This window comes from Methylobacterium indicum (assembly GCF_017347565.1).
Lineage (GTDB): Bacteria > Pseudomonadota > Alphaproteobacteria > Rhizobiales > Beijerinckiaceae > Methylobacterium > Methylobacterium indicum.
The window spans coordinates 1,943,960-1,969,011 of sequence record NZ_AP024145.1 but is presented as its reverse complement, the minus strand read 5'-3'; the positions used below and the strand labels follow the sequence as shown (position 1 = coordinate 1,969,011).

21 protein-coding genes and 2 tRNA genes are annotated in these 25,052 nt (G+C 70.8%); 13 read left to right on the top strand and 10 right to left on the bottom strand.

Annotated features, from left to right (window positions below; all coding sequences use genetic code 11):
• Positions 1-24: 24 nt before the first annotated feature.
• Both miv_RS09145 and miv_RS09140 read right to left on the bottom strand, forming a co-directional pair.
• Positions 25-813 (bottom strand): AprI/Inh family metalloprotease inhibitor, encoded by a 789-nt coding sequence (locus miv_RS09145; protein ID WP_207182351.1) that lies wholly within the window; start codon positions 811-813, stop codon positions 25-27.
• A gap of 19 nt (positions 814-832) precedes the next feature.
• A complete protein-coding gene (locus tag miv_RS09140; protein ID WP_244748928.1) occupies positions 833-1,789 on the bottom strand; it encodes a 2-hydroxyacid dehydrogenase in 957 nt (318 codons plus the stop codon).
• A gap of 274 nt (positions 1,790-2,063) precedes the next feature.
• On the opposite strand from miv_RS09140, the gene miv_RS09135 reads away from it, so the two are divergent.
• From miv_RS09135 to miv_RS09110, 6 genes are all read left to right on the top strand, one after another.
• Positions 2,064-3,155, top strand: coding sequence for an ABC transporter ATP-binding protein (locus tag miv_RS09135; RefSeq protein WP_058619741.1), 1,092 nt, complete (start codon positions 2,064-2,066; stop codon positions 3,153-3,155).
• 88 nt (positions 3,156-3,243) lie between these two features.
• Entirely contained in the window at positions 3,244-4,554 is a 1,311-nt protein-coding gene (locus miv_RS09130; protein ID WP_048428009.1) for an ABC transporter substrate-binding protein, read from the top strand.
• Positions 4,555-4,889: 335 nt separating this feature from the next.
• Positions 4,890-5,834, top strand: a complete 945-nt coding sequence (locus tag miv_RS09125) for a carbohydrate ABC transporter permease (RefSeq protein WP_048428010.1) — start codon at positions 4,890-4,892, stop codon at positions 5,832-5,834.
• A gap of 120 nt (positions 5,835-5,954) precedes the next feature.
• On the top strand, positions 5,955-6,845 hold the full coding sequence (locus tag miv_RS09120) for a carbohydrate ABC transporter permease (protein WP_048428011.1): 891 nt from the start codon (positions 5,955-5,957) through the stop codon (positions 6,843-6,845).
• Positions 6,846-7,351: 506 nt separating this feature from the next.
• Positions 7,352-8,767: a 3-isopropylmalate dehydratase large subunit gene (gene leuC / locus miv_RS09115; RefSeq protein WP_207182350.1), complete on the top strand. Its 1,416-nt coding sequence runs from the start codon at positions 7,352-7,354 to the stop codon at positions 8,765-8,767.
• Between the two features lie 95 nt (positions 8,768-8,862).
• Positions 8,863-8,947 (top strand) — tRNA-Leu (locus miv_RS09110).
• A gap of 67 nt (positions 8,948-9,014) precedes the next feature.
• Here the strand turns inward: miv_RS09110 and miv_RS09105 are convergent.
• Positions 9,015-10,259, bottom strand: coding sequence for a YcxB family protein (locus miv_RS09105; protein WP_207182349.1), 1,245 nt, complete (start codon positions 10,257-10,259; stop codon positions 9,015-9,017).
• A gap of 241 nt (positions 10,260-10,500) precedes the next feature.
• Here miv_RS09105 and miv_RS09100 point away from each other — a divergent pair.
• The 3 genes from miv_RS09100 to miv_RS09090 all read left to right on the top strand — a co-directional run bounded on the left by miv_RS09100 (position 10,501) and on the right by miv_RS09090 (position 12,271).
• Positions 10,501-10,585, top strand: a tRNA-Leu gene (locus miv_RS09100).
• 164 nt (positions 10,586-10,749) lie between these two features.
• The gene (locus miv_RS09095) at positions 10,750-10,950 is read left to right on the top strand and encodes a hypothetical protein (RefSeq protein ID WP_207182348.1); all 201 of its coding nucleotides are present in this window, start codon (positions 10,750-10,752) and stop codon (positions 10,948-10,950) included.
• A gap of 202 nt (positions 10,951-11,152) precedes the next feature.
• Positions 11,153-12,271: an aminotransferase class V-fold PLP-dependent enzyme gene (locus miv_RS09090; protein ID WP_207182347.1), complete on the top strand. Its 1,119-nt coding sequence runs from the start codon at positions 11,153-11,155 to the stop codon at positions 12,269-12,271.
• A gap of 176 nt (positions 12,272-12,447) precedes the next feature.
• Here the strand turns inward: miv_RS09090 and miv_RS09085 are convergent, their stop codons facing one another.
• From miv_RS09085 to fliL, 5 genes are all read right to left on the bottom strand, one after another.
• Entirely contained in the window at positions 12,448-15,852 is a 3,405-nt protein-coding gene (locus miv_RS09085) for a tetratricopeptide repeat protein (protein ID WP_207182345.1), read from the bottom strand.
• Between the two features lie 91 nt (positions 15,853-15,943).
• Positions 15,944-16,972, bottom strand: a complete 1,029-nt coding sequence (locus tag miv_RS09080) for a MotE family protein (protein WP_420865549.1) — start codon at positions 16,970-16,972, stop codon at positions 15,944-15,946.
• Positions 16,969-17,565 (bottom strand): DUF6468 domain-containing protein, encoded by a 597-nt coding sequence (locus miv_RS09075; RefSeq protein WP_207182344.1) that lies wholly within the window; start codon positions 17,563-17,565, stop codon positions 16,969-16,971. Before miv_RS09075 ends, miv_RS09080 begins: the two co-directional genes overlap by 4 nt.
• A gap of 63 nt (positions 17,566-17,628) precedes the next feature.
• On the bottom strand, positions 17,629-18,843 hold the full coding sequence (gene fliM, locus miv_RS09070) for a flagellar motor switch protein FliM (RefSeq protein WP_048431288.1): 1,215 nt from the start codon (positions 18,841-18,843) through the stop codon (positions 17,629-17,631).
• Between the two features lie 27 nt (positions 18,844-18,870).
• Positions 18,871-19,380 (bottom strand): flagellar basal body-associated protein FliL, encoded by a 510-nt coding sequence (gene fliL, locus miv_RS09065; RefSeq protein WP_048431287.1) that lies wholly within the window; start codon positions 19,378-19,380, stop codon positions 18,871-18,873.
• Positions 19,381-19,660: 280 nt separating this feature from the next.
• On the opposite strand from fliL, the gene flgF reads away from it, so the two are divergent.
• The 4 genes from flgF to flgH are packed head-to-tail and all read left to right on the top strand — an operon-like array spanning position 19,661 to position 23,037.
• Positions 19,661-20,407: a flagellar basal-body rod protein FlgF gene (gene flgF / locus miv_RS09060; RefSeq protein WP_058619735.1), complete on the top strand. Its 747-nt coding sequence runs from the start codon at positions 19,661-19,663 to the stop codon at positions 20,405-20,407.
• Between the two features lie 15 nt (positions 20,408-20,422).
• Positions 20,423-21,214 carry a flagellar basal-body rod protein FlgG gene (flgG, locus tag miv_RS09055; RefSeq protein ID WP_048431285.1) on the top strand — a complete coding sequence of 264 codons (792 nt, stop codon included), beginning with the start codon at positions 20,423-20,425 and terminating at the stop codon, positions 21,212-21,214.
• Entirely contained in the window at positions 21,211-22,287 is a 1,077-nt protein-coding gene (flgA, locus tag miv_RS09050; protein WP_244748927.1) for a flagellar basal body P-ring formation chaperone FlgA, read from the top strand. Before flgG ends, flgA begins: the two co-directional genes overlap by 4 nt.
• Before the next feature lie 12 nt (positions 22,288-22,299).
• Positions 22,300-23,037: a flagellar basal body L-ring protein FlgH gene (gene flgH, locus miv_RS09045; protein ID WP_048431283.1), complete on the top strand. Its 738-nt coding sequence runs from the start codon at positions 22,300-22,302 to the stop codon at positions 23,035-23,037.
• A gap of 394 nt (positions 23,038-23,431) precedes the next feature.
• Here flgH and dksA read toward each other — a convergent pair whose 3' ends face one another.
• Together dksA and miv_RS09035 are read right to left on the bottom strand one after the other, a co-directional pair.
• On the bottom strand, positions 23,432-23,851 hold the full coding sequence (gene dksA, locus miv_RS09040; RefSeq protein WP_048431282.1) for an RNA polymerase-binding protein DksA: 420 nt from the start codon (positions 23,849-23,851) through the stop codon (positions 23,432-23,434).
• A gap of 158 nt (positions 23,852-24,009) precedes the next feature.
• The gene (locus miv_RS09035) at positions 24,010-25,047 is read right to left on the bottom strand and encodes a hypothetical protein (protein WP_053221168.1); all 1,038 of its coding nucleotides are present in this window, start codon (positions 25,045-25,047) and stop codon (positions 24,010-24,012) included.
• Positions 25,048-25,052: the final 5 nt, after the last annotated feature.

Genomic DNA, 25,052 nt, shown 5'->3' with positions numbered 1-25,052 from the left:
GACGCGTTCCGGCACGGCCGGGCCTCACGGCTCCACCCGCCGCAGCACGAAGGTGGTGCCGATCTCGGGGTCGCGGCGCCAGCGCCCCTCCCCCACCGGGATCAGCTCGACGCTGTGGCCGCGCCGGGCGACGAGGGTGAGGCGGCCGGCCTCGTAGTGCCAGGCGGTCGGATCGAACAGGGCGAGGCCGGGATCGCGGCAGCCCTCCTGTACCTGCGCGGTCACCTGGGCGGTGTCGGCCCTGAGCACCACCCGGCAGACGTCCTTCTCGACGAAGCGATCGAGGGTGTAGAGGCCGGTCACCGCGGCGGCGGTCGAGGGTGCGCCGGCCCAGCTCTCCGGGGCGGCCCCGCGCAGGCTCGGCGGGGTCGTCAGCGCGGCCTGCGTCACCAGCGGCGCGGCCGGCCGCGAGCCGGCCTGGGTCATGCCCGCCTGAGCCAGGCTGTAGCGCTCGCCGCCCGGGGTCTCGGCGCTGCGCGGGCCGTCGCCCTCGGGGGTCGCGAAGGCCAGCACGGGCTGGCCCTCGCGGTCGAGGAGCTGGATCATCTCCCCCTCCTGGCGCCAGCCGACGATGCCGTTGATCATCGGCAGCGCCCGGCGGCAGCCGGCGGGGAAGCGCAGGACCCGGCCCACGCTCCCGGGCTCGGCTCCCAGCATCAGGCCGCAGCGGCGAAAGCTGCCGTCCAGCGCCAGCTCCCACGGCCCCGCGGCGTTCGGGGGCGGGCTCGCCTCCTGCGCCGCCGCGCATCCCGTCCAGGTCATCCATCCCACCGAGGCGAGACCGAGCAGGGGCAGGAGGCGGCGCAGGCGCATGGCGTGGCTCTCGGGTTCGTCAGGCCTTCCAGGGTGTCTCGGCCACCGGCGTCACCGGACCGTTGCCCTGGAACCAGGAGGTCAGGTTATCAACGACGAGTTGGCCCATCGCGTTGCGCGTGTGGTGCGACGCCGACCCGACATGTGGCAGCAGAACCGCATGCTCCTGGGCGATCAGGGCGTCGGGCACCTTCGGCTCCTCGGCGAAGACGTCGAGGCCGGCGCTCTGGATCGTGCCGTCGGCGAGCGCCGCGGCGAGCGCGTCCTCGTCCACCAGCGTGCCGCGGGCGACGTTGACCAGCACGCCCTGCGGCCCCAGAGCCTCCAGCACCTCGCGGCCTACGATGTTCTTGGTCTCCGGGCCGCCGGGCGCCACCACCATCAGCACGTCGCAGGCCTTCGCCATCTCGATGAGCGACGGGAAGTATTCGTAGGGAACGTCCGCCTGCCGGTTACGGCCGTGATAGGCGATCGGCAGCCCAAAGGCGACGAGGCGGTGGGCGATCGCCCGGCCGATGCGGCCGAGGCCGAGGATGCCGACCTTGCGCCCGCGCAGGGTGCCGGTGAGCGGATAGGGTTTCTCCATCCACTTGCCCTGACGCAGGTAGCGGTCGACCTGCGGGATCTGCCGCACGGTGGCGAGCAGCAGGCCGACGGCCAGATCCGCGACCTCGTCGGTCAGGACGTCGGGCGTATTCGTCACCATCACGCCGCGCCGGCCGCAGGCCGCGGCGTCGATCGTGTCGTATCCGACGCCGAAATTGGCGACGATCTCGAGCTTCGGCAGCCGGTCGAGCAGCGCGTCGTTCACGTGGACATGGCTCACCGCCATGCCGCGGATCCTGGGCCCGATCTCGTCGAGGAAACGCTCCTTGTCCTCGGCCTGATCGCCGCGATGCAGGGTGAAATGCCTCTCCAGGCTCTCGGTCACGAGCGGCATCATCGGCCGCATGATCAGCACATCTGTGGACTTCAAGCCCGTCTCCCGGTCGTTTCTGGTGCATCCGACGATGGACGCATGGCGAGGACGCTTGATCTTGCGCCCCGCGCGCCCGATGATGGCCGCCAACACGAGAGGCGGCAAGACAGGCTGCCCCGTTCGAGACGGGTCGAGGAAACCCCCATGAGCGCCAGACACCCCGATCGGGGCCCGCCTGTCGTGTGTTCGTCGTCTGCCTGTGGCAGCGCTGCCGTTTCGGTCCGCGCGCCGCGCGCGACCGTACTCTCATAGACACGACCACGAGGAGCCGATGGCCGGGCTGGAAATCAGGAACGTGCGCAAGTCGTTCGGGGCCACCCCGATCCTGCACGGCGTGTCGATCGACATTCAGGACGGGGAATTCGTGATCCTCGTCGGCCCGTCGGGCTGCGGGAAATCGACCCTGCTGCGCATGATCGCGGGCCTGGAGAACATCACGGCGGGCGAGATCCGGATCGGCTCGCGCGTCGTCAACGCGGTGCCGCCCAAGGAGCGCGACATCGCCATGGTGTTCCAGAACTACGCGCTCTACCCGCACATGACCGTGCGGGACAACATGGCCTTCTCGCTCAAGCTGAGGAAGGCCGCCAAGGAGGAGATCGACAGCCGGGTCGGCCGCGCCGCGGCGATCCTCGGCCTCGAGAAGCTCCTCGACCGCTACCCGCGCCAGCTCTCGGGCGGCCAGCGCCAGCGCGTCGCCATGGGGCGGGCGATCGTGCGCGACCCGCAGGTCTTCCTGTTCGACGAGCCGCTCTCCAACCTCGACGCCAAGCTGCGCGTGGCGATGCGGGCCGAGATCAAGGAGCTGCACCAGCGGCTTCGCACCACCACGGTCTACGTCACCCACGACCAGATCGAGGCCATGACCATGGCCGACAAGATCGTGGTGATGCATGACGGGGTGGTCGAGCAGGTCGGCGCCCCGCTCGAGCTCTACGACCGGCCCGACAACATCTTCGTGGCCGGCTTCATCGGCTCGCCGTCGATGAACTTCCTCAAGGGCAAGGTGGCGGGCCAGTCGTTCCGCACCGACAGCGGCCTGACGTTGCCGCTGCCGACCCGCGGGGCGCGCCCCGCCGACGGGATGCCGGCGGTGTACGGCCTGCGGCCCGAGCACGTGCGGCTGGCCGAGGGCGGCGTGCCGGTGGAGGTCGCGGTGGTGGAGCCGACCGGCTCCGAGACGATGGTGCTGGTCCGCCCGCCGGGCGGCGGCGCCCAGGACGTCGCCAACGAGGTCGCCCGCGACATCGCCTGCGTGTTCCGCGACCGGATCGGCGCCGGCCCGGGCGAGCGCATCAGCATCACGGCCGATCCGGCCCTCGTCCACCTGTTCGACGCCGAGAACGGCCGCCGGCTGAACTGAGCCGACGACCTCCGGCCGGCGGCGGGACGCCATCCCGCCGCCGGCCGAGACCGATCGACAACCACAAGGTCCCGGGAGAGACGCCACGATGTCAGCCTTCGATCGTCGCCAGATCCTCAAGGGGGGCGCCGCCCTCGGCCTCGCCTCCGCCGCGGGCCTGGAGGGCTTCGCCCGCGCCTGGGCGCAGGAGAACCAGTGGAAGCCGGAGGCCGGCGCCTCGCTCAAGCTCCTGCGCTGGAAGCGCTTCATCCCCTCCGAGGACGAGGCCTTCATGCGCCTCGTCGACGCCTTCACCAAGGCGACCGGCGTGCCGGTGAGCGTGACGAGCGAGTCCTTCGACGACATCCAGCCCAAGGCGTCGGTGGCGGCCAATACCGGCCAGGGCCCGGACATGGTCTGGGGCCTCTACTCCTTCCCAGCCCTCTTCCCGTCGAAATGCATGGAGGTCGGCGACGTCGCCGACTATCTCGGCAAGAAATACGGCGGCTGGCTGCCGGCGGCCGAGGCCTACGGCAAGGTCAAGGGCAAGTGGATCGCCATCCCGATGGCGTTCAACGGCGGCTACATCAACTACCGCATCTCGGCCATGAACAAGGCCGGATTCCAGAAATTCCCGGAGGATCATGCCGGCTTCCTGGAACTGTGCCGGGCGATGAAGAAGAACAATACGCCGGCCGGCTTCGCCCTCGGCCACGCCACCGGCGACGCCAATTCGTGGATCCACTGGGCCCTGTGGTCGCACGACGCCTACTTGGTCGACGCCAACGAGAAGATCGTCATCAACTCGCCGGAGACCGCCAAGGCGCTCGACTACGTCAAGGCGCTCTACGAGACCTTCGTGCCCGGCACGGCGTCGTGGAACGATTCCTCGAACAACAAGGCGTTCCTGTCCGGCGACCTCTACCTCACCGGCAACGGCATCTCGGTCTACGCCGCGGCCAAGAACGAGAAGAAGGATATCGCGGCGGACATGGACCACGCGGTCTGGCCGGTCGGCAAGTCCGGCAAGCCGACCGAGTTCCAGCTCGCCTTCCCGATCCTCGCCTACACCTACACCAAGGCGCCGAACGCCTGTAAGGCGTTCATGGCCTTCGCGCTGGAAGCCCAGAACTACAATTCCTGGCTCGAGGCGTCGCAGGGCTATCTCTGCCATCCGCTCCAGGCCTATGCCAACAACCCGATCTGGACCGCCGATCCGAAGAACAAGGTGTTCGGCGAGGCCTCGAGCCGGACGCTGGCCGCCGGCGGCCTCGCCCCGGTGAGCGAGAAGGTGGCCGCCGTCCTCGCCGACTTCGTCGTCGTCGACATGTTCGCCTCCTACTGCACCGGCCGCGAGGACCTGAAGGGCGCGATCAAGACCGCCGAGCGCCAGGCGCAGCGGATCTTCCGGTCGGCGTAGAAAGGGTCCCGCGCCCGTTTCGTGCACATCTCCCCCTCTCCCCGCGGGCGGGGAGAGGGCTGTGTCCCTGTCCAGGGGACACGGCGAGGCGGCAGCCGAGGGTGAGGGGGAGGCGCCGAAAGAGGCTCCTCCGGGAACACCCCCTCACCCTCGCTTCGGCTTTCGCCTGCGCTTGCCGCTCGCACGGCAAGGTGCAAGCGGCCCTCTCCCCGCCCGCGGGGAGAGGAGAAACCCGCGCCTCATGCGGCAGCGCAGGGCTGGAGCAGTCCAATCGTTCTGCCCTCATCCGCCCAGAGGCGCCCCCCAACCAAGAACACACCCGGAGGAGGCTCCCCGTGGCCGACATCGCCCTCGCCCGCCCCGCCGCGGCGGCGCCCACGACCGGCTCGGCCTGGAGCCGGCTGCGGACGAGCCGCGGCTGGCTGGGCTTCTGGTTCATGCTGCCGGCAGCCGCGATCCTGCTGCTGTTCCTGGCCTATCCCCTGGGCAAGGGCGTCTGGCTGTCGCTCACCGACACCCGCATCGGCCGCGGCGGCAGCTTCGTCGGAATCGAGAACTACGAGTGGCTGTGGGACGACAACGTCTTCTGGCTCTCGGTGTTCAACACCCTGGTCTATACGGGCTTCGCCTCGGTGGCGAAGTTCGCCATCGGCCTCTACCTGGCGCTGCTCCTCAACAAGCGGCTGCCGTTCAAGGCGCTGATCCGCTCGATCGTGCTGATCCCGTTCGTCGTGCCGACGGTGCTGTCGGCGCTGGCGTTCTGGTGGATCTTCGACAGCCAATTCTCGATCATCTCGTGGTCGCTGCGCCATCTCGGGCTGCTCGACCACAACATCGACTTCCTGGGCGATCCGACCATGGCGCGGATCTGCGTGACCTTCGCCAACATCTGGCGCGGCGTGCCGTTCATCGCCATCACGCTGCTCGCAGGGCTCCAGACCGTGTCGCCCTCGCTCTACGAGGCGGCGACGATCGACGGCGCGACGCCGTGGCAGAATTTTCGCCATATCACCCTGCCGCTGCTCACCCCGATCATCGCCGTGGTGATGACCTTCTCGGTGCTGTTCACCTTCACCGACTTCCAGCTGATCTGGGCGATGACCCGCGGCGGCCCGGTGAACACGACCCACCTGATGGCGACCCTGTCCTACCAGCGCGGCATCCTGTCGGGGAATCTCGGCGAGGGCGCGGCCATCGCCACCGCGATGGTGCCGTTCCTGATCTTCGCCATCGGGATCTCGTGGTTCGGCCTCCAGAACCGCAAGTGGCAGACCGGCTAGAGCATTTTCCGACGAAGTGGATGCCGGTTCGTCGAAGAAAATGCGGCAAAACAAAGACTTAGAGAGCTTCGCGATTGCAACGCGATCGTGAAGCGCTCTAACGAGAAGGATCGAGCACCCATGGCCGCGACCACGACCGCCGATACCCCCGACAACAGCGAAGGCATGGCCTATCTCGACACGCTGCCCAAGCGCGTCGTCACGGTCTACCTGCCGCTCTTCGTCATCCTGGTGGTGCTGCTCTTCCCGTTCTACTGGATGGCCCTGACCGCCATCAAACCGGACGACCAGCTCATCGACATGGAGACCTACAACCCGTTCTGGGTGGTCTCGCCGACGCTCAAGCACATCGCGAAGCTCCTGTTCCAGACCAACTATCCCCTGTGGCTCTGGAACACGATGATGATCTCGGTGGCGGCCACCGTGCTGTCGCTGTTCGCCAGCGTGCTCGCGGCCTACGCGATCGTCCGCATCCGCTACAAGGGCGCGGTGGCGGTCGGGGCGGCGATCTTCCTCGCCTATCTCGTTCCGCCCTCGATCCTGTTCATCCCGCTCGCCACCATCATCCAGGCCTACGGGCTCTACGATTCGCCCTTCGCCCTGGTGCTGGTCTACCCGACCATCCTCATCCCGTTCTCGACCTGGCTCCTGATGGGGTACTTCAAGACCATCCCCTACGAGCTGGAGGAATGCGCGCTGATCGACGGCGCGAGCCGCTGGCAGATCCTCGTCAAGATCATCCTGCCGCTGGCCGTGCCGGGGCTGATCTCGGCCGGCATTTTTTCGCTGACGCTGTGCTGGAACGAGTTCATCTACGCGCTGACCTTCCTGTCCTCGACCCAGAACAAGACCGTGCCGGTGGCGGTGGTGAGCGAGTTCGTCGACGGCGACATCTACCGCTGGGGTTCGCTGATGGCCGGCGCCCTCGTCGGTTCGTTGCCGCTGGTGATCCTGTACTCGTTCTTCGTCGAGCACTACGTCTCGGCGATGACCGGGGCGGTGAAGGAATAGCAATCGGCTTCGCTCGATCCGCTCGAACGGAGGTAGAGCGCACCTCCCCTCTCCCGTGTGGGAGAGGGGCCTGGGGATCGAAGATCCCGCGTGAGGGTGGCTCGGCTTCAGGATTGAACTCAACCGTTGAGCCGCCAGCACGACGGCCACAGCTTCACACTGAAGCGCGGCACCCTCACCCCTACCCCTCTCCCACACCTTGCAGCGATACCGGGCAAGGATCTCTGGCAAGCCCGGCATCGCCTGGAGAGGGGATCCCGCGACTTGCTGGTGTCGGGAAAAAGATCAGGCGGAAGGCGAGTCAGGGCCCCCGCACGCCCAGACGTCTGCGATTCGCGGACGCCGCTCACGCTGTGTTCTGGTACGCCGTGCGACCCCTGCATCCCCTTGCGGCGCCGCGGGGTCTACCCGTCGGCGGTTCAGGCGGTTACATGACGGGTCCGCCGCGTGCGCACGCCACGCGCCCGGCCCTACCGTCAGGTCTTCGTGACAAGGCAAACACCCCGATGACTGCCCCGCGCACCCTCTACGACAAGATCTGGGACGACCACGTCGTCGATCGTCAGCCGGACGGCACCTGCCTCCTCTACATCGACCGGCACCTCGTCCACGAGGTCACCTCGCCCCAGGCCTTCGAGGGGCTTCGTCTCGCCGGGCGCCGGGTGCGCCACCCGGAGAAGACGCTGGCGGTCGTCGACCACAACGTCCAGACCTCGGACCGCAGCCTCGGCATCGAGGATCCGGAGAGCCGCACGCAGATCGACACGCTGGCCGAGAACGTCCGCGAGTTCGGCATCGAGTATTACGACGCGCTGGATAAGCGCCAGGGCATCGTCCACATCATCGGGCCGGAGCAGGGCTTCACCCTGCCGGGCCAGACGATCGTCTGCGGCGATTCCCACACCTCGACCCATGGCGCCTTCGGGGCGCTCGCCCACGGCATCGGCACCTCGGAGGTCGAGCACGTGCTGGCCACCCAGACGCTGATCCAGAAGAAGGCGAAGAACATGCGCGCCGTCGTCGACGGGCGCCTGCCCGCCGGCGTGGGGGCCAAGGACATCATCCTGGCGATCATCGGCGAGATCGGCACCGCCGGCGGCACCGGCCACGTGCTGGAATATGCCGGCGAGGCGATCCGCGGGCTCTCGATGGAGGGCCGGATGACGATCTGCAACATGTCGATCGAGGGCGGTGCCCGCGCTGGCATGGTCGCCCCCGACGAGACCACCTTCGCCTACATCAAGGACCGGCCGAAGGCGCCGAAGGGCGAGGCCTTCGAGCGCGCCCTCGCCTACTGGCGCACCCTCGTCTCCGACGAGGGCGCGCATTTCGACCGCGAGATCCGGCTCGACGCCGCCAACCTCCCGCCGATCGTGACCTGGGGCACGAGCCCTGAGGACGTGATCTCGATCCAGGGCCGGGTGCCGGATCCGTCCTCGATCGAGGACGAGAACCTGCGCTCGTCCAAGGAGAAGGCCCTGTCCTATATGGGCCTGACCCCGGGCCAGAAGATCACCGACATCGCCCTCGACAAGGTGTTCATCGGCTCCTGCACCAACGGCCGGATCGAGGATCTGCGGATCGTCGCCCGGATGGTCGAGGGCAAGAAGATCCACCCGAACGTCAGCGGCATGGTGGTGCCGGGTTCCGGCCTCGTGAAGCAGCAAGCGGAAGAGGAGGGCCTGGCCCAGATCCTGATCGCCGCCGGCTTCGACTGGCGCGAGCCGGGCTGCTCGATGTGCCTCGGCATGAATGCCGACCGTCTCAAGCCACACGAGCGCTGCGCCTCGACCTCGAACCGCAACTTCGAGGGCCGCCAGGGCCACAAGGGCCGCACGCACCTCGTCTCCCCGGCGATGGCGGCGGCCGCGGCGATCGCGGGCCACTTCGTCGACATCCGCGAGTGGCCGGCGGGTCTCTGAGCGCGTCTGACGAAGCGGCGGAGTTCGGCGTTGACGCCGGCTCCGCCGCCGACTAAACGACTGACACCGGGGCGCCGCCAAGGCGACGCTCTAGGGCCCAGGTGGCGGAATTGGTAGACGCGCTGGTTTCAGGTACCAGTGGTGCAAGCCGTGGAGGTTCGAGTCCTCTCCTGGGCACCAACACCCTCCGATGGTGTTGATGCCGACCGCGATACGGTGGTATTGCGGATAACTATCCCTTGAACGATCATACTTTCGGCTGAGCGGTGCAGCGCGCTAGCAGATGGCGCAGTTCAGCGAGACGATCTTCGTCGAGCGCTCGCTTTGGGATCACCAGCATTGCGCTGAGCGGCAACAGCAGGCCGACGTGATCGCGGCACTCCAGGACAGCCTGGACGGAACTCCAGGTGTAGCGGATCCACGTGCCGGGCACCGCCACCGTTACGTTAGCCTCTCCGAGCGCGAGATCGACGGGAACGTCCGGGCGCGACCGTGCCCGAGCCTCGGCCTGCCGCCGCAGGAACCACGGCCATGTCAGCCAGACGATCAATCCGAAGCCCGCCGCCCAGAGAGAGATCCACAGGTAGCCTGCAGCCCCGTCGAGCATAATGGCTGTGAATGGTTCATCGAACGGCTCGTTCCGGCCCGCTGCGAGCCATGCCAGGCAGAACCGGGCTGCGTCGAAAGAGGACATGCCCAGCGCCACGACGAGCGCGGATCCCAGCGCGCTCAGCGCACGACGCCGTCGTCCCGAGGTCATCGCCCAGAGAAGTAGGTCACCCGCGATTTGGTCTTCCACCGTGCGCTCGTAGTGCAGATGCACGCCAGCCTCACGCGTCGCCTCCTGTGGCAGCACGGCCGTGAGGGGCTCGGGATCGTCTCCGAGGCGGAGCAGCCTTTCGCGCACGAACGCGCGGATGCGAGCTTGTTCGGCATCGGACATGTCGCGCTTGGGCACGATGGCGACACCGCAATCCGCGTCGGTCAGGAAGAAATGCCGCTCGGTCTCCTCGAGGTCCACCACGCTCGCCCAGGACCGGAACAGGGTGCCGTACCTGTCGGTCGCGGTCATTCCCCGCGCGGTGAGCTGGCAATGCACCGAGATCGGCTCGGTCCCATGCCGTCGGGCAGCCCAGCGGCGCAGGCGCCATTGCACCGACCGATCGTGGACGGCGTAGGACCCGGCGACGAACAACGTGCAGACGACGAACCACAGCAGGATTGTCTCGTGCATGCCGGCCGGCGCGTCGAGAAGGACGATGTCTTCAGGGGCCGCTTGCCTCCCGCCGGTCTTCCAGAAGACCAGCGCGATGAACAACAGGCCGATGGGGAGGAGGGCGAGATTACCGAAGAGTGCCACCCTCCGCCGCGACGCGAGGTGGCCGCGGGCGTTGCGCATGGATGCCTCCGTCCAGTCGTCGGATGTGATCACGGCGGTGATCTCGATCACATCCTCCGCCTCGCCGGGCGCTTCGTGCGATTCGGTTGTCATGACGCAGAGTTATATCGGATGCTGCACCGATCAACGACGGGCTGCTGCCGCCGCGATCCGGCCGGCCGGATTGTCCATGGCTCGGACGGGCACGCCCGGCATCCCGATCGAAATCCGACATCGGCCCGCCGAGGCGCTGGAACGCCCCCTCCCCTCCCGAAGGCCGCTCAAGCCCGTTGACGCCACCGCCGCCAGGCTCTACACGACTGGCACCGGGGCGCCGCCAAGGCGACGCTCTAGGGCCCAGGTGGCGGAATTGGTAGACGCGCTGGTTTCAGGTACCAGTGGTGCAAGCCGTGGAGGTTCGAGTCCTCTCCTGGGCACCAACACCTTACAGGTGTTGATGCCGTCCCCGCAGCGGACGAGAACGTAGCCTTTTCGGCCTCATCCGGTCTTCGTTGATCCTACCGTTGCGGCGTTCGTTCCGCTGCACGCGATCGAACTTGTTCGACTTGCTCCGCGTTGGACACCGCCGACCGGAGGATCATCAATGCCCGACAGAAGCGAAGACCTGCTCACCGCCCGCCCGCACCTGACCCGTCGCGACGAGGACAGGGCCGCCGCCAAGGCCGGGGTGACACCGGCCGACCACGACGCTGCCCGCAAACCCGACGCTCTCGATCCCGGCACCAGCACCACCGGCGAGGAGCCGCGTCGCCGCTCCGCCCCGGCGGGCGAGGGCGAGGTCTGATCCAGGTCGCGACGGTGCGAGGGATCGGGTGAACCCGTTCGGGCGCCGACCGTGCCGGACCGGCCGGCACCATTCGTCCTGCTGCGGGTCACATCGTGGTAAAAGACGCCTCGACCCGAACCCCGATCCTCACAAGGCCGTTCGGCGAACCCGCGCGCAAGCCCGCCTGCGTGTCCGGGTGAACGGCCGCAGGCGCCCCAGCATGACCGCGATCACCCCCCTGCCCTGCCAGAGGCACCTGTTCGAAATCCCCGACGACGTCAGCTACCTCGATGCGGCGGCGTGGTCGCCGCTGCCCCTGGTGGTCCGCGAGGCCGGGGAAGCGGGTCTGCTGGTGAAGAGCCGGCCCTGGACTCACCCGCGCGAGGCGGTCCCGGCCCAGGCCGAGCGGGCGCGGACGGCCGCCGCCCGGCTCGTCGGCGCGGCCACGGACGACATGGCGATCGTCGGGTCGGTCAGCCACGCGATGGCGACGGCCGCCGCGAACCTGACCGTCGCGCCGGGCGGGCGCGTGCTGCGGGTCGCCGACGAGTTTCCGTCGCTGCGCTACGCCTTCGACCGGCTTGCCGCCGCCCGCGGCCTGATCGTCGAGGAGGTTGCCCGCCCGGGGGACGACGACTGGACGGCCGCTCTGCTGGCCGCGATCGAGCGCCCCGGGGCACCGCCCCTGGCGATCGCGACCCTGACCCCGTCGCATTGGACCGATGGTGGGCTGATCGACCTCGACCGTCTCGCACCGGCCGTCCATGCCGCGGGAGCCGCCCTGGTGATCGACGCGACCCAGGCGGCCGGCGCCGTGCCGGTGGATGTGGGCCGCTGGCGCCCCGACTTCCTGGCCTTCCCGACCTACAAATGGACCCTCGGTCCCTACGCACTCGCCTTCCTGTATGCCGCGCCGCACCGGCAGGACGGGGCACCGATCGAGGAGAACAACGGCAACCGCCCGCCCGCGTCCGGCGCCCGGCGCTACGACCGCGGCGAACTGAACGACCCGGTCCTGCTGCCGATGGCGGCGACCGGATTGGAGCTGGTCCTGTCCTTCGAGGCATCGGCGGTGGCGGCCCGGCTGCGGCACCTCACCGATCGATTGGAGGACGGCGTCGCCGGGCTCGGGCTTGCCGCAGCACCGCGGCATCTGCGGGTACCGGGTGTCCTCGGGCTCCGCGCTCCGGGCGGCCTGTCCTCCGGCCTGCTCGATCGCCTGCGCGAACACGGCGTCTACGCGAGCGAGCGATCCGGGGGCTTGCGCCTCAGCCCGCATGTCTGGGCCGACGAGGGCGACATCGACCGCTGCATCGCGGCCTTGCACCGCGTCCTCTAAGCAGACTTGCGTTGGCAGGCCAACGCTTCGCCCGCTTAGGTTCTTGTTTTGCCGCAGATCTTCGGCGCCGAACCGGTAACCACTTCGGCGAAATCTGCTTAGCGCGAGCGCGCAAGCGCGGGCTCACGGATGGCGGGCCGGCCCGACGCCGCGGGGTAAAGGCCTGGCCCGGGCCCTCAGCCCGGCGCCGGCCCGCCGGCGCCGCGGGCTTCCGGCCCCGTCCCCGCCGGAGCGCCGTCGGGACCCGGCTTCGGCCGCTCGGGCGCGGCGCTCTCGGGGTAGCGGGCGCGGTAGGCGCGCAGGAACTCGGTCAGGGTCTCGGCGCTGGTCGCCTGGCGCACGAGGCTGCGGAAGGCCGCGGTGGCGGAGGCGTTGGGCGCCGCGACGAGGCCGAAGGTGCGGGCATCCGGGCTGTCGGCCATCTTCGGCGTGTACTTGGTGCGCAGGCGGTCGAGGCTCAGGGTATCCTCGGCGAGCGCGTAGCTGATCGCCGCCCGCATCACGTCGTTGCGCTCGGCGTCGGAGAGCGGGCCGGGATCGCGCCAGCGGGTGCCGAGCAGCGTCTCGTGCGCCTCCCCGGCCTCGCGCCAGCGCCGCGCGCCCCACAGGATGTCGCCGCGCAGATGCGCCGCCTCCGGGGTGGCATTGCCGTCGAGGAGTTCGAGGGCGAGGTCGGTGCGCGACAGGTCGGAGAGGGCCCGGGCCTCGAGGAGCAGGCGCGCGTCGCGGATCGGCGCCGGCAATTCCGGCAGGCGGGTGTTCTGGATCACCTTGAGGGCCTTGAGCGGCTCGCCCTCCATCAGCCGCACGGTCGCGAGCCGGGCCGCCACGCTCGCCCGCGCCGCGCCGGTGAGGCGATTGTCGACCTGGTGCTGCAGGAGGTCGCCGGCCGCGTCGAGGAGGTCGAGGGCGACGAGGCGATCGGCCAGCCGCCGCACGATCTCGTCGCCCTGGCGGCCGACCGGCGTGAACTCCTTGAAGTCGTAGAACAGGGCCAGGGCCTCGATCCGGCCGAGGCTGGCGCCCTTGTCCGACAGGAACAGGGCGGAGAACAACGCCACCGTGTCGTCGTGCAGGCCGCGGGTCGCCGGGTGATCGGGATAGAGGCGGTTGGCCTTGCGGGCGGTCGCGAAGGCGTCGCGCCAGCGGCCGGCGCCGGCATAGAGCCGGCCGAGCCGGGCCAGGGCCTCGGCCTCGGTGTCGCCGTGCCAGATGAGGGTCAGGCGTTCGAGCCGATCGATCGCCGCCTCGGGCGTCATCGTGCCGGTGGCCCGTCCGAGATCGACCAGCCGCAGGGTCGCCTCGGCGGCGATCTGCGGCACGCCGGTCTCGGAGAGCTGCTGGTAGGCGCGGCGGGCCTCGCCCTCCTGGCCGATCGCCTCGGCGAAGCGGGCCTTGAGGAAGGCCAGCCGGTCGCGGGGCAGCGGCGCCTCGGCCAGCGGCGTCGCGGCGGTGAGCGCCCGCTGGGCGAAGGCCGGATCCTTGACCTCGAGGGCGGCTTCCGCCCCCGCGAGATAGAGCGGCAGCTGGAGGTCGTCCGGGTAGGCCTCGATCACCGGGAGCGCGGCCTTGAAGGCGGCGAGCGCCGGGGCGCTGCGCCGGGCGCGGGCGTCGAGGTAGCCGCGCCACAGGCGCATCTCGGGGTCGATCGCCTGCCGGCCGTCGGGGTTGAGGAAACCGGCCGCCCGGGCATCCTGGCCCATCCGCAGGGCCGCGATCGCCGAGAGCAGCCGCACCGGCGGCTGCGAGGCCAGGGCCGGGTCCTCGCGGGTCGCGTAGTTCAGCACGCCGGACGCCTCGGCCGAGAAACCGTTGGCGAGGAGCACCCGGGCGAGCTCGACCCGGGCGGCCGAGCGGGCCGGCCGCTCGGCGGAGGCCGCGGCGGCTTCCGCCGCGCGGATGCGCGTGCGCACGTCGCCGCGCTGGTCCTCGTCCCAGCGGGCGGGCTGCACCATCAGGGTGGAGGCGGCCTTCGGGCCGGCCTCCGGCGCCTCGACCACCGCCGGGGAGACCGACAGGCCGCCCGGCCGGGTGATCGTCACCTCGGCGAGGCCGGGCCGCACCGCGAGGTCGTCGGCCGCCGCCAGCACCGCGACGCCCTGGCGGCTCGGCAGCACCTCGAACTCGACGAAGCGGCCGCGCTTCGGGACGCCGGCGATGCGGGGCCCCCGAGCGGTCACCACGGCGATGCGCTCGCCGTCGCGCTCGAGCCAGAGCGCGCCGCCGGGCCGGGCGAGCGGCACCGATACCCCGGGCTTGCCCGACGAGTCGGCGCTGCGCTGGGGGGCGAGCAGGTCGCCGCTCGGCGCGGACCCGTCGCCGAGCACCAGGTCCCAGCCCTGCCCCTCCCCGGGAGCGAGCTGGGCGAGCGTGCCGGTTTCGAGGCGAAGCCGCATCACCGTGAAGGCTCCGTCCACCCGCGGCGCCTCGTCGACGCTCGCCGGTGCCCCCGCCGCGAGGGCGGGCAGGCCGACCGGCGTGGTCGTCTCGAACACCAGCGTGGCGACCCCGCCGCGCTCGAACAGGGCGGCGGGCGGCCGGCTCGCGAACGGGAAGGCGATGCGCAGGCCGGGCCATCCCCGGACGATCCGGCCTTGGACCGGGAGGGTGGAGGCGGCCGGGTCCAGGGGCGGCGGAGCGAACGAATCGGGCCCGGCCTCGCCGCGGGCGGCGAGCGGCGGGGCGGCCGGCGGCTCGACCGCCGGCTTGACCTCCGCGGTCCTGGACTCCGCGACCTTGGCGTCGGGTGCTTTTGCATCCGATGCCTTCGCATCCTGGGCCTTGGCCTTGTCGGCCGGCTTGATCAGGTCGAGGACGTAGGACTCTTCCTCGCGGTAGCCCTCGGCGGTGTAGCCCTCGGCGAGCGTCACGGTGAGCCCGGCGGCGTCCGTACCGGCCTCGGTCGCCAGAGCCGTCACCGCCGGGCGCGCGCCGGAGCGGGCCTCGGAGGCGTCGATCGTGTAGGCGCCGGGCACCCGCAGGCGGATCTCGCCGCCGGAGCGGGTGAGCCCGACCTCGGCCTGTCGCGGCAGGCGCATCGTGAGCCGGGTCAGGGTCGGCAGGTTGGCAACCTCCAGGCGCAGGGGCACCGGGCGCGGGGCGCGAGCGGCGGCCTCGCGGCGCAGGCGGGCGCTCAGCTCCTCGGCCCGGCGGGTGAGGTCGGCCAGCACGTCGGGCGGCAGGCTCGGCGGCAGGCCGGTCCAGCCCTCGGGCATCAGGTCGATGAAGACCCGCTCGCCGGCCTCGAGCACGTTGACCTTGTAGGGGGCCTGGAGGGCGACGCGCAGGCCGGAGCCGTCCGGGTCGCGCCGGACCTGCGCCACGTAGGCCGGCATCTCGCTCGCCAGGCGCTCGCGCTGGCCCGTCACCGGCTCGCGAAAGCCCACCACCAGCACGCCGCCGACGACCTTGGCGGTCACCTTGACGCCATGGTCGAAGGTGAGCGCGATGCGACCGAAATTCTTCTGCTCGCTGCCCTGGATCGCCGTCAGCTGCGCCGCGGCGGCCGCGCTCGCTCCGGCGGTCCAACCCGCCAGCGCGATCAGCGCCGCAGCACTGCGGCTCCTGCCCGTCGAACCCATCGCGATCCGCCCGTAAACCCCGAGCCGGCACCATGCCGGCATACGGCTAACGGGGGCTTAATTCAGTGCCGATCCGGCTCATGACCCTGGGTCAGCGCACCGCGTCGATCGCCGGAAGCTCCCCCGGGGGCAGGCCCGGCGCGGCGGCGGCGGATTTCGGCCCGCCGACCCCGCGGGCGCGCTGGGCGAGCGCCACCGTGAGCCGCTCGGCCGCCTCCGGCTGCATCACCGCCAGCACCTCGGCCATCTTGCGCGGGTTCATGGCGACCACCACCGGCACCAGCACGTCGAGCTTCAGCCGGTCGAAGACCCGGGCCGCCTCCTTGGGCTTCATCGTCTCGTACATCGTCACCAGGGACTTGAGCCCGGCGGCCTCGGCCTCGGCGCGCTTGGCCGCGGCGTCGTCGCCCTTCTGCTCCAGGTTCTTGAGATCGTTGATGCGGCTCTCGAGCTTGCGCTCGGCATTCTCGATCAGCTGCTCGCGGGTCTCGAGGTCGCGCGAGCGCTGCTGGAGCGCGTCGCGCCGGGCGCCGAGCTTCTCCAGGATCGCCCGCTCGGAGGAGGAGACCGGCTCGCCCGCCGGCCGCGGCGGCTCCGCGGGCGGGGCCGACGCCGCGGGGGCGGCCGGCGCCTCCTTCGGCGAGACCGAGCCGGTCACCGTCGGATCGACCGGCTCCCAGCCGGAGCGGGCATGGGCCAGCACCTCGGCGAAGCGGCTGCCGGTGGAGGGCGCGGCGTCGAGGAAGGCCAGGACCTTGAGGAGCAGCAGGCCGGAGGCCGCCACCGCCACCGCATCGACGAGGCGCAGCCGGATCACCGGCCCGCGCCAGGTCGGCGTCGCGGTCAGGCGGCGCAGCAGCGCCGACAGGGAGACGGGCGCCGGGGGCAGCTTCGCCGGCAGGCCGCCGACGGATTTCGCGGCGGGCTTCGCGGCGGCGGCAGGGTTGCCGGCCACGGGATTGCCGGCGGCCGGCTTGCCCGCGCTCGGCGCGGCGGCGGCTCCCGCGGCTGTCCGCGGCGCGGCCTCGGGGGTCGCGGGGGCGGCCGGGGACGGGCCGCCGGCCGGAACCGGAACGTCCGGCAGCCCGGCGAAGCGGCGCAGGAGCAGCGCGAGGGTCATGCGGCCTGGGCCTGGAGACGGCTCAGGGCGCGCTCGCTGAGGGCGCGGGCGGCGGCGGCGGCGGCGCCGAGGCGCTCGCCGGTGGAGACCGGCCGGGGCTCGGGAGCGAAGGAGGGCACGGCTTGCGGCGATGCGGCTTGAGGCGGCGCGGCCTGGGGCACGACGGGCGGCGTGGCTTGCGCGGCGGGCGCGAAGGCGGCCTGCACCATGGCGGCCTGGGCGGCGGGCGTCATGGGCGCGGGGGCCGCCTCGCCGGGCACCGAGGCGCGGGCCTGGGCCAGGATGCTGCCGATGCGCGAGAGCACCTCGTCGCCGGCCTGGAGCTGGAAGGCGAGGTCGGCGTTGGTGCGCTCGGCGACGCGCAGGCGCTCGGCCAGGGTGCGGTCGCATTCGGCGAGGGTGCTGCGCAGGCCGGCGATCGCCCGCTCGGCGGATTCCGTCGCCATCATCAGGTCGCCGATGGTCTGGCGCATCGCCGCCTCGTCGCCCTTGAGGCGGGTGATGCGGCGGCCGAGGCCCACCGACGTACTGATGCAGGCGACGAGGAGGACCGCGACCAGGAGGTCGGCCAGGATGCTGACGATCAGGCTCACGACGCGGCCTCGCTCCGGGTTGTCGGCGACGGGATGGACGGGATGGCGGGGACGGACATCGGCCTAGCCGTCCTTGCGGTTCTGCATCGAGGCCTCGAAGGCCGCGAAGGTGGTGCGCGAGCGGCGCAGGGGCCGCGTCACCTGCACGGCGATCGAGTCGTCGAGCCGGCCGATCCGGCCCTGCGTCGTCGCCCAGTCGCCGCAGCGCAGGGTGATGAGGTCGGCGGGCTTGGCATCGAACATGATGGTGTCGCCGACCTCCAGCGACAGGACCCGGCGCAGCGGCAGCGACATCTCGTGCAGCACCGCCTCGACCGCGACGTCGGCCTGGAAGATCTCGGTGGCGAGGTGGCCTTCCCAGATGTGGTCGCGGCCGAGCTTCTCGCCCATGAAGCTCTGGAGCAGCAGGTCGCGGATCGGCTCGATCGTGGCGTAGGGGAACAGGATCTGGAGGAGGCCGCCGCGGCCTTCCATGTCGAGCTTGAGGTCGATCAGGATCGCGGCGTTGGCCGGCCGGGTGATGGTGGCGAAGCGCGGGTTGGTCTCGATCCGGTCGATGAGGAAGCGCACCGGCGAGAGCGGCTGGAACGAGGCTTCGAGGTCGCCCAGGATGATCTCGACCATCCGGCGCACGAGCTGCATCTCGATCGGCGTGAACGGCCGCCCGTCGAGGCGGATGCTGGTGCCGCCGCGCTTGCCGCCGAGCAGCAGGTCGAGGGTCGAGTAGGCGAGGTTCGACTCGACAGTCACGAGGCCCGAATTCTCCCAGGTATCGGCCCGGAAGACGCCGAGCAGGGTCGGCAGCGGGATCGCGTTCAGGTAGTCGCCGAAGCGCACCGAGGTGATGTTGTCGAGGGTGACCTCGACGTTGTCCTGGAAGAAGTTGCGCAGGCTCGTCGACAGCAACCGGATCATCCGGTCGAAGACGATCTCGAGCATCGGCAGGCGCTCGTACGAGACGACGCCCGAATCGACGATGGCCCGGATGCCGCCCGCGCCCGAGGCCGAGAGCTCGCGCAGCGAGAACCCGAGGACCTGGTCGATCTCCTCCTGGTTCAGGATGCGGTCGTTGCCGGCGAGCTCGGGGAGGTTCTCGCTCTCCCCCTCGTCGATCATGTTGGCCCATTCGGCCGCCATGTCGCTCGCCTGGGTGGCGGTGCCCTGCTCGGCGAGCGCCGCGCCCCATTCGTCGGCGAGCGAAGCATCGCCGCCGCCGCCCTGCTCGATCAGAGCGGCGGCCCAGTCGTCGTCGTCGATCGTGTCGTCGGGTCCGGCCACGGAAGCACCAAATCCTGCGAGTGAGGCCTACTGGATGATGAAGTCCTTGAAGAGCACCGCGTCGACCTTGGCGGGATAGACCGCCACGTTGACCCGGCGCAGCAGTTCCTCGCGCAGGCGGTAGGTGCCGCCGGCGGCCTCGAAGTCGCCGACGCGCAGCTCGCGCACGAAGACCTGGAACGTGTCCTCGACCCGCGGCATCAGGGGCTGGACCTCGGCCGCGACCTTGGAATCACGCACCTCGAGGGCGACCTTCAGGCGCACGAAGCGCGGCTGGGTCTGCCCGGGCTCGGGCATCAGGTTCACGTTCATCTCGCGCACGTCCATGAACGCGACCGGGAGCTTCTGCTCGGCGGCCGGCTTCTCGGCATGCGCGGCGCGGCTGCGCATCACCATGAAGCCGCCGCCGGCGCCCGCCAGCACCAGCACCGCGGCGCCGATCATGATCAGCTTCTTCTTGCCGCCGCCGGGGGCCGCGGCCTCCTGGCCCTCGGCCTCGCCTTCGCCCGCCGGCGCCTTCTTCGGCTTCTTGGCCATCGCCCGCCGCCCAAACCCTTGGAGAGACCCGTTGCCGGGACAGGGCGGCAGAATGCGAGAAGACGGTTAACGTGCCGTTAAGGCGGCAAATTCTGCCGGGTCGAACCTGCCGGGTCGGCACGAAACGACCCGTCCGGGCCGACCCAGCAATTAACCAAGCATTTGCCTTAACAGCAGAAATCCCGGCGGCACGGCCTGGCACGGCCCCTGCGATCGTCCCTCCGGGTCCGCCGCTGGGGAGCGGGGTGGCCCGCCACCACGCATCGTCGGGGAGTAGCCGGTGCAGAATGCTCAGTTGATCGGGCTCTCGTCCCAGATGGCCCTTGGGCGCGAGCTCGAGGTCATCGCCAACAACATGGCCAACGTCACCACGACGGGCTTCAAGGCGCGCTCGACGCGCTTCCAGGAATACCTGATGCCGAAGGCGAGCGCGGAGACCTTCCAGCGCCCCGACCGGCGTCTGTCCTACGTCATCGATTCCGGCACGCCGCTCGACCTGTCGCAGGGGCCGATCGAGGCGACCGGCAACCCGCTCAACGCGGCGATCCGCGGGGATGCGTTCTTCGCGGTGCAGACGCCGCAGGGCGAGCGCTACACCCGCAACGGCGCCTTCGAGCTGAACGCGCAGGGCCAGATCGTGACGAGCGACGGCTATCCCGTCCTCGGCGAGGGCGGTCCGATCCAGATCGGCCAGCAGGAGACCGGCCTCGGCCTCGGGCCGGACGGCACCGTGTCCACCAACCAGGGCACCCGCGGTAAGCTGCGCCTCGTCACCTTCGCCAACCCGCAAGGCCTGACGAATGCCGGGTCGAACCTCTATTCCTCGACCACGCCGGCCCAGCCTGCTGGCCCGCAGGGGCGGATCGAGCCCGGCGCGCTCGAGCGCTCGAACGTCCGCCCGGTGCTCGCGATGAGCCGGATGCTGGAGGTGAACCGCACCTACCAGCTCGTCTCCGACACGGTGTCGCGGCTCGATTCCCTGCGCGGCCAGGCGATCCAGCGCCTCGCCGACGTCGGCAACGCGTAAACGGGAGCCTGAACGATGCGCGCGCTCTACGCCGCCGCCACCGGCATGGCGGCCCAGGAACTCAACGTCCAGGTCATCTCGAACAACATCGCGAACCTGCGCACCACCGGCTACAAGCGCCAGCAGGCGCATTTCCAGGATCTGCTCTACCAGAACCTGCGCCGGGCCGGCACCGCGACCTCGGACCAGAACAACCAGCTGCCGGCGGGCCTCGCCATCGGCTCGGGCGTGAAGACCACCTCGACCGCCCGGGTGATGTCGCAGGGCACCCTCACCTCGACCGAGAAGACCTACGACATCGCCGTGCGCGGCGAGGGCTTCTTCCAGGTCACGATGCCGGACGGGCGGACCTCGTATACCCGCGACGGGTCGTTCGACCTCGATGCGCAGGGACAGATCGTGACCCGCGAGGGTTACCTGATGAACCCGAACATCACGGTGCCCAACAACGCCACCGCCGTCACGATCAGCGCCTCGGGCATCGTGCAGGCGCAGATCCCGGGCCAGACCGCGCCGCAGAACCTCGGCCAGATCCAGATGGCACGGTTCGTCAACAAGGTCGGTCTCGAATCAATCGGCGACAACCTGTTCGTCGAGACCCTGGCCTCGGGGCCGGCGATCACCGGCAATCCCGGCACCGACGGGTTCGGCAACCTGCAGCAGAGCTACCTCGAAGAGGCCAACGTCAACGCGGTCTCGGAGATTTCATCCCTGATCGCCGCGCAGCGCGCCTACGAGATGAACTCGAAGGTCGTGACCGCCGCCGACCAGATGCTCTCCACCACCTCGCAGATGTTCCGCGGATGAGCGCCCCGATGATTCCCGCCCTGACCCGCGCCGCTCTTCCCGCCCCCGCGGCCCGCCGGGCGCTTTTGGGCCCCGGCATCCTGTCACGCACCGCGCTCACGCTGGTGGCCTTCGGCCTCCTCACCCTGCCGGTCCTGGCCGTCGAGGCCCCGCGCCTCGCCATCAAGGGCGACATCACCGCCGAGCGCGACGTGATCACGCTGGGCGACCTCGTCTCCGGCGCCCCCCCGGCGCTCGCCCAGAAGGCGCTGTTCCGGGCTCCCGCCCTCGGCACCTCCGGCACCATCCAGGTCCGGCGCATCGTCGAGGCCACCGCCGGCCTCGGGCTCGACGCGCCGGAGAGCGGCGGCCGGCTCCAGATCTCGGTCCAGCGCGCGGCCCGCCGCATCGGCGCCCCGGAGATCGAGGGCGCCGTGAAGGCGGTGCTCGCCAAGCAGCGCGGCTTCGACATCGGCTTCGTCACCATCGCGTTCGACGGCGAGGCGCCGGTCCTGACCGTGCCGCCGGACCTCGCGAGCCCGGTGACCGCGCAGGAGGTGACCTACGATCCCCGCAGCCGCCGCGTCACCGCGCTGGTGGTGGTGGGCGAGCGCCAGTCCTCGCTGCGCGTCGCCGGCTCGCTCGTCGAGATGGCCGACGTCGCGGTGCTGACCCGCGCCGTCGCCCGCGGCGAGACCCTGAACGCCGCCGACGTCGCGGTGGAGCGCCGCCCGCGCGACGGCCTGCCGGCCGACGTCGCGGCCGACCCGGCCGCCTTCCTGGGCCAGGTGGCGCAGAAGGCCCTCGGCGCCGGCACGGCCCTGCGCGCCGGCGAACTCACCCGGCCCGACCTCGTCGCCCGCGGCGAGGCGGTGACCATCGTGTACGAGACCCCGGGCGTCGCCCTGGCCCTGCGCGGCCAGGCCCGCGAGGGCGGTCCCCTCGGGGCGGTGATCGGGGTGGTGAACCCGGTCTCCAAGAAGGTGATCCAGGCCACCGTGATCGGCCCGGGCCGCGTCACCGTGGCGCCGATCGTGCCGGTGACGGCGGCGGCTCCGGCCGCCCCGGCCCGGCTCGCCGCGGCCCAGCCGTGAGGAGGGATTGAGATGATCGCTCTCCGCCTCGCCCTGGTCGGCCTCGCCGGCGCGCTGCTCGCCGGCTGCAACACCGTCGACCGCCTCCAGAACATCGGCGCGCAGCCGGTGCTCTCGGCGATCGAGGATCCGACCGCCCAGCCGGGCTACCGCCCGGTGCGGCTGCCGATGCCGGACGTCCAGCCGGTCTCCTACGCGTCGAACTCGCTGTGGCGCACCGGCTCGCGCGCCTTCTTCAAGGACCAGCGCGCCGCCAAGGTCGGCGACCTCGTCACGGTGAAGATCAACGTCACCGACAAGGCCAACCTCAACAACGAGACCAAGCGCTCGCGCTCGAACAGCGAATCGTTCGGGATGCCCAACGCCTTCGGCCTCGAGACCAAGACCAAGCTCCTCGCCGGCCTGGACCCGGCGAAGATGCTCACCACCGACGCCACCACCACCAACGACGGCGCCGGCTCGGTGCAGCGGGCCGAGACGGTGACCACCAACGTGGCGGCGATCGTCACGCAGGTGCTGCCGAACGGCAACCTGGTGCTGGAAGGCCGCCAGGAGATCCGCATCAACTTCGAGGTGCGCGAGCTGATCGTCGGCGGCGTGGTGCGGCCGGAGGACATCGAGTCCGACAACACGATCGATTCGAGCAAGATCGCCCAGGCCCGCATCGCCTATGGCGGCCGCGGCCAGATCACCGACGTCCAGCAGCCCCGCTACGGCCAGCAGTTCCTGGATATCGTGCTGCCGTTCTAGAGCATTTTCCGACGAAGTGGATGCCGGTTCGTCGCAGAAAATGCGCTGAAACAAAGACTGAGAGAGCTTCGCGATTGCAACGCGATCGTGACGCGCTCGAGCGAACGGTTGCCGTTCTGAGGAACGATGCCGTTCGCGAGAACGGCAACCCAGAGGATCCCGCACCGGGGGGCACGCTCCCCCCTTGAGTCTCCCGGTCGCGGCGCGGCCCCGGCACTTCCCGCCGGGGCCGCTCTCGTTTCGCGAGGCCGATCGAGCCGTGGCCACAACGCGAACGGCCGGGAAACCGGCTCACGCCGTCCCGGCCGTTACGTCTTCGTTCTTGAAGAAAAACGCTCCACGGCCTGCCCCTCACCCTCCCGCTTCCCGGGGAGGGCTCACGGGCGTGCCGCCCTCAATCGTCCCGGTAGACCCGCTCGCGCCGCTCGTGGCGCTCCTGGGCCTCCAGCGACAGGGTCGCGATCGGGCGCGCCTCCAGGCGCTTGAGCGAGATCGGCTCGCCGGTCTCCTCGCAGTAACCGTAGGACCCGTCCTCGATGCGGGAGAGCGCGGCGTCGATCTTGGCGATCAGCTTGCGCTGCCGGTCGCGGGCACGCAGCTCGATCGCCCGATCGGTCTCGGACGAGGCGCGGTCGGTCAGATCGGGATGATTCTCGTTCTCGCTCTGCAACGCCACCAGGGTATCCTGGGCTTCGCGCAGAATGTCCTGCTTCCAACCCTGAAGCTTGCGGCGGAAATACTCCCGCTGGCGCTCGTTCATGAAGGGCTCGGCGTCACTGGGGGCATAGCCCTCCTCGATCACGATCTTCGCCATCGCGCCCCTCGATAACAAATGTTGTCAAGACCGCGGCCGATGTCCTGGCCGTGGCCCACTTGGCGCTGCCCTATAATAGAGGCTGCACGCCACCACAATCTCTGAAGGGAGATACGCAAGGAGCGGACCAGGGACGGCGGCGCCCTGCGGCAAACGTGTCACGGTCGTGGAGCTTCTGTTCCCCTCTCCGGCGACGCCCGGAGTGCGGCAGCGATATCGGCCTCGATCCGCCGGGCGAGCGGCTGACGGTAATGGGTAGCGTCGAAGAACAGGGCGGGGTCGCGCGATTCGGGCCGGTCGCCGGACCAGTCGACGACGCGGCCCCGCGGCGCCACGGCTGCCGCGAGGGCCGCGCGGCAGGCGGCGCTCGCGGCAGCCCGGGGCGTGCCCGGCCGGTCCCGGGCCGGAGCGTGGACGGGCGGGAAGAGCACGACGAGCCGGGTCGCGGGATCGAGGCCCCGCGCCAGGGCGCGCAGGCGTTCGGCCGCCGGGAAGGCGGGTCCGCCCGAGCCGGGGTCGGGGTCGTCCGGGGCGCGCCGGGTGCGGAACCCCTCCCAGCCCGGTCCGTCGGGAGCGCCGAGGGCGAGGTAGTCCGGCTCGTAATCCCAGTAGCCGTCCGGCACCGCCCGGCGGGGGGCCTTGCGCAGGGCCCAGCCGATGCGGTTGACCACCTCGGCGGCGACGCGGATGCGCAGGAGCCCGCGCAGGTAGCCCATCTCGCCGTCGGCGAGCAGCCAGGACGGGAAGGGCTTCAGGGGCGGCAAGGCCGGATCGCCCGTGCACCAGGCCGAATCGACCCCGAGCACCAGGGCCCGCGCGTGCGGATGGTGGCGCAGGAAGTACTCGGCGACGAGGAGCTGCTCGCCCGGACCGGTGCCCGGCACCGCGAGCTGCACGAACGGGAGGCCGGTGGCCTCGCGCAGGCGCGACGGCGAGACGAGCTGGATGTGCGAGTTGCCGACGATCGCCGCCGTGAAGGCCGGGTCGCGGCCCCGGCTCGCCGTCGCGGTGCGCGGTCCCTGCGGGCGCACGCCGTCGCGGGCGAGGAGCCGCGGGCGGCCGGTGTCGTAGGGATCGACCGCCAGCGCCAGGGCGAGATAGCCGGCGAGCAGGAGGCCGGTCGCCGCCACGAGGGTGACGGCGAAGCGGCGCCAGGCGGCTGGCGCGGGATCGGCGACCGAGGGGTCAGCGCGCATCGGAT